Source organism: Flavobacterium sp. GL_143, from assembly GCF_057834355.1.
Map to the genome: position 1 here is coordinate 927,817 of NZ_CM174401.1, position 14,103 is coordinate 941,919.

A 14,103-nucleotide genomic window follows, 5' to 3' on the forward strand; every position below is an offset into this window, starting at 1 on the left:
TAAAACTAAAACCTTGATTTCATAAACAAGAGCATTTTCAACTCTCTTATGATTTGGAGTTATTTCAATACTTTTGATTTTATTTTATCATACCTTTCAACCATTCTTCAATCGATTTTGATAAAAAATTTTCATTTGAAGAAAACATTTCACTCATTGTTAATTCTGCTTCATGAGTACAGCCAGAACATATTGTTACTTTTTCATTACTAACTTTATTCTTTTTAATTTGATTTAATTCATTTTCAGTTAACGTAATTAATCTTTTTTTCAGAAGTCTTTCACAAATAACCGTTGCTAAATATTTCTCTGCGGTATTTATACTGTAAAGCTTTTCTTTGACACGTGAATATTCTTTATTACCGAGGATTTCCGAAAATTCTTTAACTGGTTTAGACTTTCTTCCAGAATAATAACAAGCAAACCCCACCAAACTATTTTCATCAATTTTTTTAGGTGGAGGTGGCGGAAGCGGAACTACAAACTCTTCTTTCTGTTTTTGTAATACTTCCTTCTCTTTATTTTTATTACAACTAAAAGCAATACAAAGTATTATAAAATATAAAATTCTTTTTTTCATTTTAAATGTGTGTTTTTTTATTACTACTGCCATTCAATTGTTATGAATTTTGAACAATCGTTTCTCATATCATCTTTCCAATCAACTAAAATAGCTGAACCTCCATTTCTAATCTTATCTTTAATGATTTGATATGCCTCACTTGCTCCTTGAGGATCTTGTCCCGCCAAGTCAAAAACAATATTATTTGTCTTTGACAAAGTCGAATATAAACTAAGTAATTTCCTTGGATTTCCTGCAAGCGTATTTACTTTTATTCTTTTAGTAATCCACTTGGTTTCATAAATTTTAGACGCAAAATTATTTTTTAATTCTGCATTTTTTCTCAAATATTCTTCAATTGTAACAGGGCAAAACAATCTCCTAAAGTTAGACTCCTTAAAATGCTTTACATAAGTTAATGGTTTAAAAACTTTTACATTATCATTCTTTGTTTTCCCCGTAAAAATATCAACCAATTCCATTTTTATATCATAATGGTCAGTTCCGCCATCAATATGAATTACAACTATTTCGCCCATTCTTAATTCGAATGGAGGTATAAAATATTTATCTGTTCTTATTCCTTTACTCTCAATTATCACTTCTGTTATTTTACAAATTAGCACAACTGTTTTATATCCACGACAATGTACAAAATCATATAATTAATTCAATCATTTATCTTTGTAAACACAATTTTTCACAATACTGAGTTCGCGTGAGGGATAGAGGCGGTATCCTTTTATGAAGCGATAGCGGAATAAAAGATATAGCCGAAAGCCCGACCCGGAGGGACACGCCATTATTAAGATTCTAAGGTTCTGAGTTACTAAGATTTTCTCAATATTGTCATTTCGACAGAGGAGAAATCTTCGCGAGTAGCTCGACAATCTGGAGATGCTTTGTGTGAGTGCCTTGTGGAGATTGCTTCGCCAATTCGCTATCGCTCGTGTCTTCGTTCCTCAGAAAGACAAGTTTGTGTGAATATTGTATAGATAAATAAGAAAATTTTAATAAATCAAATCTATCTAGTATTTCTAAAATTAGTATTTTTGAGTATTCAAAGTATAAAACTAAATTAATATGAAATATCATCAAATAAACAGCTCTCTTTTTATAAAAAATCGCGAAAAATTCATGGCTCAAATGAAGCCTAATAGTGTCGCGGTTTTTAATTCAAATGATATTTACCCAGTTAGCGCCGATAGTACATTACCTTTTGCTCAACATAGAGACATTTTTTACTTAAGTGGTGTAGATCAGGAAGAAAGTGTCTTGTTGCTTTTTCCAGATGCTCCATACGAAAATCAGCGTGAGATTTTATTTTTAAAAGAAACCAATGACCATATTGCTGTTTGGGAAGGGGAAAAACTTACTAAACAACGCGCATTTGAAGTTTCGGGAATTAAAACCGTTTATTGGTTACAAGATTTTCATAAGATTCTGAACGAAATGATGACTTATGCCGATACTATGTACATTAATACTAATGAGCATTATCGTGCAACTGTTGAAACTGAAACTCGTGAAGCTCGTTTTGTAAAATGGTGGAAGGAAAGATATCCAGCGCATCAGGTTGCAAAAAGTAACCCTATATTACAACGTATTCGTTCGGTAAAAGAAAGCGAAGAAATCGATTTGATTCAACATGCTTGTAATATTACCGAAAAAGGTTTCCGAAGATTATTGTCTTTTGTAAAACCTAATGTAACCGAGTATGAAATCGAAGCAGAGCTTATTCACGAATTTATTCGTAATCGTTCTAAAGGTTTTGCTTATACTCCGATTATTGCTTCTGGAAATAATGCAAATGTTTTACATTATATCGAGAACAATCAACAATGTAAAGCTGGAGATTTAATCTTGCTGGATGTTGCTGCCGAATATGCTAATTATTCTAGCGATATGTCGCGTACTATCCCGGTTTCAGGTACATTCTCGGCTCGCCAAAAAGCGGTTTATAATGCTGTTTTACGTGTGAAAAATGAGGCTACAAAAATGCTTACTCCTGGAACACTTTGGAAACAATATCATGTAGAGGTTGGAAAAATAATGACTTCGGAATTATTAGATTTAAAACTAATAGACAAAGCCGATGTACAAAACGAAAACCCTGATTGGCCAGCGTATAAAAAATATTTCATGCACGGTACTTCTCACCACATGGGATTGGACACACATGATTACGGATTATTACACGAACCGATGAAAGCTAATATGGTTTTTACTGTTGAACCTGGAATTTACATTCCTGCTGAAGGTTTTGGTATTCGATTAGAAGATAATGTTGTAATCCAAGAAACTGGAGAACCATTTAATTTAATGCGCAATATTCCTATCGAAGCTGATGAAATAGAAAGCTTAATGAACGTTTAATTCAGTTCATTTTATAATAAAGACAAACGGCTTTCAGAAATGTTAGCCGTTTTGCTTTTATTACTATTAGATATTATTTATTGTTTAAGGACTTTAAAGGTTTGTATATTTTCACCAGCTTTAATTTTTACAAAGTATAATCCTTGACTACCATTTAATGTCAAATCAAGTTTCGTTAAATCAACAGCTTTTTCTTCACTTATTTTTTTTCCATTTACGTCGTATATCTGTACAATTACATTTCCGCTATAATTTTTTAAATCAACTGAAATTTTACCCGAAGTTGGATTAGGATAAATAACAGCTTTTGAATTTTGATCAAAATCCTCCGTTGACAACGTAGTTTCATACTTAACAATTCCACAATTCTCATTAAAATGTATAACTGTTCCATCGATGCCATTGGTACTTAATACGTTGCCAAAGCTACTGTAATTGTTTGCTCTTAAATTACTAGATAAATAAAATGATTCGTCCTCAGCCTTGAAAAAATCAAACATTTCCATGTAAGGCACATTAACATGATTTTTATTGTCTCCATTGGCAGTTATCTTTTTTAAATTCCCTGATAAATCATAAGTCGCCAAAAAGAAATCATAACTACTCATCGATAAATCATAACTCTGTCCATTAGATGTAATAAAAGAACCAGTACCAGAAATACCTCCAATAATATGCAATTTGTCTTTATCCCTAATCATTTTAGCCCCTCTACCGCTGGCATATTGACTTCCCGTTATCCATTCACATTTTCCTAGAGAATTAACTTTTGCTAAAAAAAAGCCGCCAATACTTTTTTGAGTTATTGTTCCATCGCTATTTTCAAAGAAATGAACAGCTTTTGCAGTATCGCATTCATTACCTCCAGTGATATAACTACCTCCGTTTTCATCTGTAACCATTGAGCTCATAGAGACGCCATTAAAAAAGGCATCTTTCGTGTTACTTCTCACTTTCCATTGCAAAATCCCTTCTTTATTGTATTTAACCAAAAACATTTTAGCCCCATATCCCTCAAAACGTTTCAGAACCTCGGGTGTTGTCGTATTACCTGCGGAGTAAAAGTCTGCGTCAAACTCATAATTTCCTCCTACGCAAATATTATTATCTTTATCAAATCCAACATCAACAATTCCTGCACCATTTACGTGTCTAATCGTAATTCCTGCATACCAAATTACTGATCCCGCAGGTGATATTTTTAACATTGTTAAGTTATCTGCTTGCGACGTTACTTGCTTTTGATTAATGACGGTTGAAGGCTTACCGTTAAAATACAATTGAAATTTATCCTCATAAACATAATTTAGTTGAATTGTTGTGACTAAATTATTCTCTTTGTCGATATAAAGTTTTTTTGCCAAAGGACCACCGACAGTGCTATTTAATTTCCAAATTATTTTTCCCTGCTTATCCAGTTTAATGATATAGCCAATATTACTACTTGAGCCGATTACTGGGCTTACTTTTATTCTTTCGCCCTTATTATCTATAAATATACCTTCATGAGTACCGCATATATATATGTTCCCATCATGATCTACTACAGAAGAATATATGATATCTCTTTCGCGAATTCTAGGGTCATGTTCTGTGCTAACAATCCATTTTAAAACTCCGTTTCTATCATATTTTGTTAGAAAGCCCCCTTTTTTATTTTTATAATTAGGTTTTACTCCAATTTTAGAATCAAATATCTGGTCATTAAATCCTCCAGAAACCAAAAAACCGTCGTCTGTTGGTGTTAATCCATTATTACCTTCATATTCATATCCATTCCATTCAGAATCTACCCCATCATTAATCAGAGCCCAGCACTTATTCGAATTTCCAGGATCATCATAAATAAAAGGTCCTTCTTTTTTTATTTTATCGTAGCAACCATTATTTGACCAGACTTCGAAATCAATTTTTGTATCTCCCTCTTTTGAGAAACTTACGTTCTCTTGTACTCCATTTGAAGTCACCAGTGAGGCATTTGGCGCAAAATCCCATTTATAGTTTTGTGCATCTATAGCTTTTTGATAAAATACAGTAGTTTCATTTGGTTTAGCATTTATTAAATCTTTATGAAATTCTGCTTTTGTATGTTCTACCGTAATGTGAAATCTATCGGTAAAACTTACAACACAATCAGCGTTTCTATTTTTAGCTTCTAAAAAATAATCTCCAGATTCAGTTATTTGATTACTTATAAAAGAAATAGTTTGTCCGTTCCCAGGACCACTTGTTCCAAAACGGGTAGCACCACTTCGTAGTGTATAAACAACATCTGCCTCAGAATTTTGGATTTGAATAGTTATCGGTTCACTTTTGCACAAAATATTATCACTGATACTGACTGGTAAATTAATTGCTGGAATTGGACTAATATAAATGGTTTTAACATCGGAAGATTCAACTCCGTAAAAATTCGTAACTGAATACCTAATATCATGATTGCCAACCGTTTTAAAATCATATAACAAATTACCACATGCCGAATCAACCTTAACATTATCTACATACCATTGACAACTTTTAACAGATCCCGTAATAGGCTTTACAAATACAGTCCCTCCAACACAGCCACCTATCGTTTCTGAAATACTTACATAAGGAACCCTTGTTCCCCCTCCATTACTGGTTTTTAATATAACACCAGAATTTCCACATGCATATAAAGCTTCATTTGCCATTTGTTTCCAAAAACAATTTATGCCATAATTTGAAGATGTAGATTGCCATTCAAGAGCCTGGCTATTTGCAACATAATAAATCCCATGATCCGTTCCCACATACTCGCTATCTGAACTAGCAGAAATACATTTTGCATTCAAAGGCCCATTATAAAAGTTGGTGTGATTATTACTAAGCGAATTATAAATATCATATCGTGAAAATCTATTTCCAGCACAAAAAGTTACTCCATTACTAAACCTTCCAGTGCCATAAGCTATTGCTTTAATATCAGAGTCAGGCGTTAATATTTCCTCATAACGATAATTAGAATCAAAATACTCAAAATACAATATTTTGCCAGTAGTAGCTATCTTACACCTTTGGTCATAAAAACTAACAGAAGAAAAATTATCAGCGCTAATATTTTTTGCTTTTACAATACCCGTTGATGCAAAAGTAACAATTAATCCATTTTCACCTACTGCAACATACGATCTGTTATAATAGGAATAGGTAATTTGATTTAATTTTGAGTTTGTATCGCCAATATATATAATTTCATATTTAAGTGATGGCAACTCAATTTTCATAATAATTGCTTGTTTGGTCAAAGTATTCTGTCCACAGGCAAAAACAAACCCAGTAGAAACTGAACCACTTGTATCTGAAAAACAATGCGTAAAATTAGTGTTTTTATATATCGTAGTATTATCAGCATTATCTGTTATCTCAATTTTTTTCCAACTAGCTGCTCCATGACCTCCAGTAGTAGTATAATAGAGTCCATGTGTTCCAGACACCAATCCGTTATCTCCTAGAAAAACGACTCCTGACAAATCATCCGTTAATCCAGTATTTAAATTCTCCCATTGACAAAAGGCCAATTGAATATTAAGCAGAAAAAAGGCAGAAAGTAAAATTGACTTCATATGTTTGTAAGTTAATTATTATAATTCACAAAGCTAATCAATTTTATAATGTATGCAAGATGAAAGAAACAGACTAAAAAAACTGATTAGTTAAAAAAACATTTTACTTAATAGTCAATTTCATGCAAAAAAAAACAAAAATATATTGTTTTGCGCGATTAACATTCAAAATACTATTTTTGTACAAACGATAATAATGAAAAATATTCTTTTTAAAAATACCAATATTTCTTATTCAGACACAGGAAAAGGAACTGCTATAGTTCTACTTCATGGTTTTTTGGAAAACAAAACGATGTGGAACCACTATGTTGATGCATTCTCTAAAAATTACCGTGTTATTACTATTGATTTATTGGGTCATGGAAAAACTGAGCCTCTAGGTTACGTTCACACCATGGAGGATAATGCCGATGTAGTTAATGAAGTTTTATCTCATCTTAATATTAATAAAGCTATTTTTATAGGACATTCTATGGGCGGATATGTTGCTTTGGCTTTCGCCGAATTATATACCGAAAAGATAGAAGGGTTGGTTTTATTAAATTCTACATCTAAACCTGATAGTGCTGAACGAAAGCTAAATCGAAATCGAGCTATTAAAGCCGTTAAACAAAACTATGCCGCATTTATAGGTTTAGCTATTGGAAATTTATTTAGCGAAAACAATAGAGAAAGACTTGCTACGAATATAGAACTCGTAAAAGAAGAAGCCTTAAAAACGCCTCTTCAAGGGATAATTGCATCCTTAGAAGGAATGAAAATAAGAAAAGACAAGGAAATTATTCTACATACTAATCTTTTCCCGATGTTATTAATTTTAGGAGAAAAAGACCCTGTTTTAAACTACGAAGAAAGTATTCAGCAAATAGAAAATACAAATGTATCTCTTGTTACTTTTCCTGATGGACACATGAGTTCCATAGAGAATGAAACAGAATTAACTACTGTATTATTAGATTTTTTTAAAGGGTTTTAAATCATTTCAGGACTTAAATATCCTTTTTCGATCAGTTCGTTTTTATCTTTTAGATGATTCAATTTTCCATCTTTGATTAAAACCAATCTTGTCGAAATACTAATTACATTTCTGTAATTATGGTCGGATATTATGATTCCCTTTTTAGACGAATTCATGATAATTAATTGATTTACTTTTTCAATCATCAAAGGAGATAATCCGTTATAAGGTTCGTCGAGTAATACAAACTTTGAAGAATTTTCTAATACAAGTTTTATTTCGAGATAACGCAATTCTCCTCCTGATAAATGAGCAATCTTTTTGTCGGTTATCACCTGTATCATTTCGTCATTACAAAACGTATCAATCCTTTCTTTTGCAATCGAAAGTCGAATTGCTTTTTTAACAGAAAAAACATTAGGAATAAAATTATCTTGACTCAAATAACTTATTTCACTCATTAATTCCCTGGTCTTGGTTTTCATAACTCCATCAATTCTTACAAACTTAAAATCCGCAGGTATAACTCCGAAAATAATTTTAAGAAAAGTAGATTTACCTGAGCCATTTCTTCCCAGAAGCCCAATAATATCATTTGTTTCGCATTGCAAATAGACATCGGAAAGAATAATTTTCTCCCCAAAAGACTTTTTAACACTATCTATTTCTAAAATATGTCTTTTCAAAATAATCTATTTATTAGATTAAAAATGAGAATTCCAGATATTAAAAGAATAAAATTAAAGCACCAAGAATAAAACCAAAGAACACCCTTGGAAAGTCCATTATTGAAATAAAATAAATACTCATTTTTAGAATTAATTTCTTTTACCGCTAAACTTATGGCAAAACCAAAACTCACAACCGAATAATTAAAGAGAAGCAATCCTCCAAAAAGCAAAGGCAAGATACTAACAGCCAGATTAATCGCTATTGTACCTTTAAAAAACTCAAAAGCATTCCCTAACTTCTTAATTATTCTCATATTATTTTCTCTTCAAAAGGAATTGTAATATCCAATATTTCATTGAGCAATAACACGATTTGCTCCAAATAACTATGCATTATTTCATTGTTAATAATCATATTAACATCCTTTTCTTCTTTAAAGCCAAAAGGTAAAAACCCTGATTTTAAATTCTTAAAAGAAATGATTCCTGCTTCAATAGGCAATCCTTTGGCATTATTCTCATACATAAAAGCATACGCTAAAACCTGAATAATTTTGTCGTTTTTTATATCTGCTGTAAGTCCGTCCCAATTCTTAAGAACAACATTTGCTTTTTCGACCTTGCCAGTTTTATAATCTATAATTCTAAGTATTCCGTTACGTTGTTCAATTCTATCAACATTTCCTTTTATTAAAACCGGAAATGGCAAACTTGGATGCGTTAATGTTCTTTCGAAAGTTTCTTCGATTGCCAAAATCTTAATCGCATCACCATCTTTAATACTATCAAGCTCAACTTTTAAGAAATTAGAAACATTACGCTTAGCAACTTCAAAAGCTAAAAGGTTACGTCCTTTTTTAATCTCTCCCTCTTTGTAAACTAACTTAAACTGTTTCAATACTTCATCATCTAACAACTTGAAACAATTAGCAATATCACTTTCTGAAATAAACTTTCCAATAAAAGGCTCGTAAAGCGCCTTTAGCGTTTCGTGAATAATGGTTCCTAACGTATTTAAAGCAATATTCTCTTCTACCTCTTCAACTTCACGAATTCGTAATATTTTTTGAAAATAAAATTGAATTGGATTTCGAATATAACTCGTTAATGCCGACGGTGAGAATCCTGCAGTTGCGATTTCTTTTAAGCGTGTCATTACAGCTTCAGATTTCGGAACAACCATAGGTTGATAAGCTGTTTCAGGCAAAACTGCATTATAAATTTCCTGAGTTAAATTATGTTTCGGCTTTTTTTCGACCTCTAATTGTGTTATAAAACGACTTCTTTCTCCCGCATCTAGTCCTTCACTCTCTGTATTATATAGTAAATAAATATTTTTAGCACGTTGCAATAAATGATAAAAATGAAACGTATAGATAGCATCTTTTTCTTTAAAAGTTGGCAAACCTAATTCGCGTTTTACATCATAAGGAATAAACGAATTCATAGATTTTCCTGCTGGAAATTTTCCTTCATTCATAGAAGTGACTATAACGGTATCAAAATCTAGTACACGACTCTCTAAAACTCCCATTATCTGTAAACCATTTAAAGGCTCTCCTTCAAATGAAACTTCAGCAACATCAATAACCTGCTTATAAATAGCATACAGCGTTTCTATCTTATCGATATGTCCATGTTGAGAGTAATAGTTAATTAATTTATTGATTACTTTAAAAATGGCAAAAACAAATGTTTTAGCTATTTTATCTTCTTCATTATCATTACTTAAATTCTCTTTTATTACAAGTAAGAGAGTAGAAATATTATTTAAAACAGCTACAGAACCTGAATCCCATTTCTGAAAAAGTAATAAAAATAAATCCGATGGATTTTCATTAAGTTCAACGATTTTAGAATGAGTAATAAAAGTATAATTATTCTGATTTATCTTTTTTACCAACTCTTTTACATTTGCAAAAGGCTCGACTAATGGATGAGTTAATATATCCAAAACATCTTTGTAATAAAAAACATAAGACGCTCCATTTCTAGACAATGCATTAGTATGCATTTTAAACAACTTTGCAATTAAAATTTGAGTTGGATTGTTTTTACTAGAATAACCCATCGTAATATTTAAAGCACCAACTGTAGAAGGCAAAGCATATAAAAGCGGAATCAATAAATTTTCATCTCCTAATACTACAGCAACTTTATCTAGTGAAGAACCTGGATTATTTGTAATTATTTCTTCAATTATACTACCTGTTATTTTAGCCTGCCCAATTGTTTTTGGCGTTCCAATAACTTGTATATTTTTAGATTGAGAAAAATCATCAAATATCCACTCAAAATCATTTGCTTTATAATGTTTCCAGTCTTGTTTAAAACGTCGCACAAACAATCCTGCATCGTGATAAGGGTCATTTAAGAATACTCTATCAATATCCCAATATATCCTAGCTTGGTCAGAAGCAATTAAATGTTGAATAATTTTTTCTTCCGCAGCATTTAAAGCATTAAATCCTGCAAAAACAAAATGTTTCCCCGGAACTGAATTTGTAAAGTGATTTATATTATTAACAGCCTCTCTATAAATCAATCCTTGATATCCTATTTGTTTATTCAACAAATGAGTATACAGCGATTCATAATAATTAGGTAGCAGTTTCCAGAAATCTATATAATTCTCTAATAATTGTGTTTTGTTTTCAACCTCAATTCCCCACTTTTTGATATCCTCAATGTCTTTAAGATAAGAAAGAACATGAGAAGGATCTAGCAGATACCTGTCAATCTCGTTAAAATCTTGTAATAGTGTTTTTGCCCAGTTCGCAAACAGTTCAAAAGACTGCTGATTCTGTTTCTCTGTAACAGATAGGTAAACTTCATAAAACTCAAACAACAATTCAATCGAATCAATTGAACGCACAGAAGCTATATCTTGGATAAAATCTTCTATACTAATTATTTTTGGGCTAATAACTGTACTGGTAATTTGTTTTTTTAAAGCTTCAATAAGAAAAATTTTAGCTCTTTTATTCGGCAACACAATTGTAGTTTCGGCTAATTTACCCGAATAGTTTTCAATAATAACCTTTGCAATCTTATCTAAAAAGTAAGTCTCTGTCATTGTATAAAAATAAAAAAAGCCATTCAATTAAGAATGGCTTTTTAAAATTATTTAGAAAAGTAAATTACAATTTACCTTCATATTTAGAACCTACGTGTCTAATTTCAGTTCTTCTGTTTTCAGCTCTTCCTTTAGCAGTTTTGTTACTTGCTACTGGTTGAGATGAACCGAATCCTTTAGCAGTTAAGTTTGCTGGATTAACACCTCTAGCGATTAATGCGTTCATTACAGCATCAGCTCTTTCTTGAGATAATTTATCGTTAATTTTTGCAGAACCTGTACTATCAGTGTGTCCTTCAATGCTGAATTTAGCATTTGGATAATCTTTAAGGATTTCTTTGATAGCATCTAATCTAACTGGAGTTTGAGCATCACCTTTTTTGAAAGTAGCTTTTCCAGTGTCAAAGAATACCGCTCTAGCTTGAACTTTAAGATCATCTAATACAGCAGTAGTTACTTCTGGACAACCTCTGTTACTAGCTGGACCAGCTACAGTAGGACAATCATCATCTTTGTCAAGTACACCATCTTTATCAGCGTCTGGCCAAGGACATCCACCGTTTTCTTTAGGACCTGCTACAGTAGGACATTTGTCATCTTTATCAGCAATACCATCACCGTCAGCATCTGGACAACCTTTTAAAGCAGCTAAACCAAATACGTCTGGACAAGCGTCATCTTTATCAGCAACACCGTCTCCGTCTCTATCAGGACAACCGTTTAAAGCAGCTAAACCAAATTCAGTAGGACAAGCATCACTTGCGTCAACGATTCCGTCTCCGTCAGTATCAGGACATCCGTTGAATTGTTTTAAACCAGCAACATCTGGACAAGCATCATCTTTATCGTAGATTCCGTCTCCGTCAGTATCTTTACCTCCGAATTTGAAAACGATACCAGCAGTGTGTTGGAAAACAGATCTGTCAGTAGCTTTAGTTTCGTTAGGAGAAACAGCCCATTTGTATTTTGTAGCAAGCTCAAGACCAATAGATTCAGTAAACCAAAAAGTTACTCCAGCACCTGGATTAACTGTACCAAAACTACTATCTCCGAAGAAAGTATAACCTCCACCTACAGTTAACGAAGGATCGATTACTTTAGATTTGATTAATTCTTGGAAGCTATATCTAATAGTAGCATCAATTCCGTAGTACATTAAGTCACCAGGATTATACACAGTATTACCTCTTGAATCAGAAGCTCCAAGACTTGGCTGATTGAAAACAACCAATTTATCAATTTTGTTCACAGAACCTTGCAATCCTACAGAAAAATTACTACCAACATATCTTGATACACTAATATAAGATACAGAAGGAAGAATATTCCAGTTGTCTTTCACTGCGAATGGCTGAGAAAAGTGTTGATCAAAGAAACCACTCCCTGCACCAGAACTGGTTCTAGTGTCAACGGCATTAACTCCAAAAGAGATCGCCCATGGATTGTTACTGTCTTGTGCGTGAGAAGTTAAACCCATCGCCATCATCACAGCAACTAAAAGTTTGTTAAGATGTTTCATACTTAATTTTATTTAATTACAATTTAGTTAATTATAGACAAAAGTAATGCGTAAATTTTTAACTACAAAATGAAATGTTAAAAAAAAGCAATAAGAAATGTAAAAAGTGGGAATTATACAACTTTTAACATTTTACCTACTTTAACAAAAGCCACTAAGGCTCTGTCTAAATGGTCTTTCGTATGAGCTGCAGACAACTGTACTCTTATCCTTGCTTTTTCTTTAGGAACTACTGGAAAAAAGAACCCAATTACGTAAATACCTTCCTTTAGAAGCTCATTTGCCATATTTTGCGATAATTTTGCATCATATAACATAACTGGAACGATAGCCGAATCTCCATCTATTATATCAAAACCAGCTTTCTTTAAACCTTCTTTAAAATAATTTGTATTCCACTCTAATCTATCTCTTAATACAGTATCTTTTTCTAAAAGCTCGAATACTTTAATCGAAGCTCCAACAATTGCAGGCGCTAATGAGTTTGAAAACAAATAAGGCCTTGATCTTTGGCGTAACAACTCTACAATCTCTTTTTTAGCAGTTGTATAGCCTCCCATAGCTCCACCTAAAGCTTTACCAAGTGTTCCTGTAATAATATCAACCCTACCCATTACTCCTTTTGCCTCAAGAGTACCTTTTCCTGTTGCACCAATAAATCCAGCAGCATGACACTCATCAACCATAACCATAGCATCATATTTATCTGCTAAGTCACATATTTTATCCAATGGAGCTACAAGTCCATCCATAGAGAACACTCCATCAGTAACAATTAATTTAAAACGGGCTCCCGCAGCATTCGCTTTTATTAGCTGTTGCTCCAAGTCTTCCATATTACTGTTTTCATAACGATAACGAGCTGCTTTACACAAACGAACTCCATCTATAATAGAAGCATGATTTAAACTATCTGAAATAATCGCGTCGTTTTCACCTAATAAAGGCTCAAAAACACCACCATTAGCATCAAAAGCTGCTGCATACAAAATTGTATCTTCTGTTCCGTAAAAATCAGCAATCTTTTTCTCTAATGTTTTATGAATATCTTGCGTACCACATATAAAACGTACAGATGACATTCCGAAACCATGAGTATCCATAGCGTCTTTTGCAGCTTGAACCACTTCTGGATGCGAAGACAATCCTAAATAATTATTGGCACAAAAATTCAAAACCTTCTCTCCTGTAGAAATTGTTATTTCAGCATCTTGAGCAGAAGTTATTATTCGTTCTTTTTTAAAAATTCCGTTTTCTTCAATAGTTTGCAATTCATTCTGCAAATGCTCTTTAATTTTTCCGTACATTTTTATTTATTTAATATGTTAAACTTTAACAAGTTATCCTG

General features: G+C 32.3%; 10 protein-coding genes. 2 read left to right on the forward strand and 8 right to left on the reverse strand.

Going from position 1 to position 14,103, the window contains the following annotated elements:
* Positions 1-79 precede the first annotated feature (79 nt).
* Together AC3IPI_RS03940 and AC3IPI_RS03945 are read right to left on the reverse strand one after the other, a co-directional pair.
* On the reverse strand, positions 80-613 hold the full coding sequence (locus AC3IPI_RS03940; protein WP_489157271.1) for a hypothetical protein: 534 nt from the start codon (positions 611-613) through the stop codon (positions 80-82).
* Positions 604-1,164, reverse strand: coding sequence for a hypothetical protein (locus AC3IPI_RS03945; RefSeq protein WP_489157273.1), 561 nt, complete (start codon positions 1,162-1,164; stop codon positions 604-606). The genes AC3IPI_RS03940 and AC3IPI_RS03945 overlap by 10 nt, the downstream gene beginning before the upstream one ends.
* Positions 1,165-1,645: 481 nt before the next feature.
* Here AC3IPI_RS03945 and AC3IPI_RS03950 point away from each other — a divergent pair, with 481 nt between their 5' ends.
* On the forward strand, positions 1,646-2,938 hold the full coding sequence (locus AC3IPI_RS03950) for an aminopeptidase P family protein (protein ID WP_489157275.1): 1,293 nt from the start codon (positions 1,646-1,648) through the stop codon (positions 2,936-2,938).
* A 77-nt stretch (positions 2,939-3,015) separates the two neighbouring features.
* Here AC3IPI_RS03950 and AC3IPI_RS03955 read toward each other — a convergent pair whose 3' ends face one another.
* On the reverse strand, positions 3,016-6,528 hold the full coding sequence (locus tag AC3IPI_RS03955; protein WP_489157277.1) for a T9SS type A sorting domain-containing protein: 3,513 nt from the start codon (positions 6,526-6,528) through the stop codon (positions 3,016-3,018).
* 196 nt (positions 6,529-6,724) lie between these two features.
* Here AC3IPI_RS03955 and AC3IPI_RS03960 point away from each other — a divergent pair, with 196 nt between their 5' ends.
* Positions 6,725-7,507 carry an alpha/beta fold hydrolase gene (locus AC3IPI_RS03960; protein ID WP_489157279.1) on the forward strand — a complete coding sequence of 261 codons (783 nt, stop codon included), beginning with the start codon at positions 6,725-6,727 and terminating at the stop codon, positions 7,505-7,507.
* Here the strand turns inward: AC3IPI_RS03960 and AC3IPI_RS03965 are convergent.
* From AC3IPI_RS03965 to kbl, 5 genes are all read right to left on the reverse strand, one after another.
* Positions 7,504-8,175: an ATP-binding cassette domain-containing protein gene (locus tag AC3IPI_RS03965; protein WP_489157281.1), complete on the reverse strand. Its 672-nt coding sequence runs from the start codon at positions 8,173-8,175 to the stop codon at positions 7,504-7,506. The two genes, AC3IPI_RS03960 and AC3IPI_RS03965, sit on opposite strands and share 4 nt — an antisense overlap.
* Positions 8,172-8,474 (reverse strand): hypothetical protein, encoded by a 303-nt coding sequence (locus AC3IPI_RS03970; RefSeq protein WP_409417619.1) that lies wholly within the window; start codon positions 8,472-8,474, stop codon positions 8,172-8,174. The genes AC3IPI_RS03965 and AC3IPI_RS03970 overlap by 4 nt, the downstream gene beginning before the upstream one ends.
* Positions 8,471-11,236 (reverse strand): PD-(D/E)XK nuclease family protein, encoded by a 2,766-nt coding sequence (locus AC3IPI_RS03975; protein WP_489157283.1) that lies wholly within the window; start codon positions 11,234-11,236, stop codon positions 8,471-8,473. Before AC3IPI_RS03975 ends, AC3IPI_RS03970 begins: the two co-directional genes overlap by 4 nt.
* A gap of 64 nt (positions 11,237-11,300) precedes the next feature.
* A complete protein-coding gene (locus AC3IPI_RS03980) occupies positions 11,301-12,755 on the reverse strand; it encodes an OmpA family protein (RefSeq protein ID WP_409417621.1) in 1,455 nt (484 codons plus the stop codon).
* 113 nt (positions 12,756-12,868) lie between these two features.
* Positions 12,869-14,062, reverse strand: a complete 1,194-nt coding sequence (kbl, locus tag AC3IPI_RS03985) for a glycine C-acetyltransferase (RefSeq protein WP_489157285.1) — start codon at positions 14,060-14,062, stop codon at positions 12,869-12,871.
* Between the last annotated feature and the right edge of the window lie 41 nt (positions 14,063-14,103).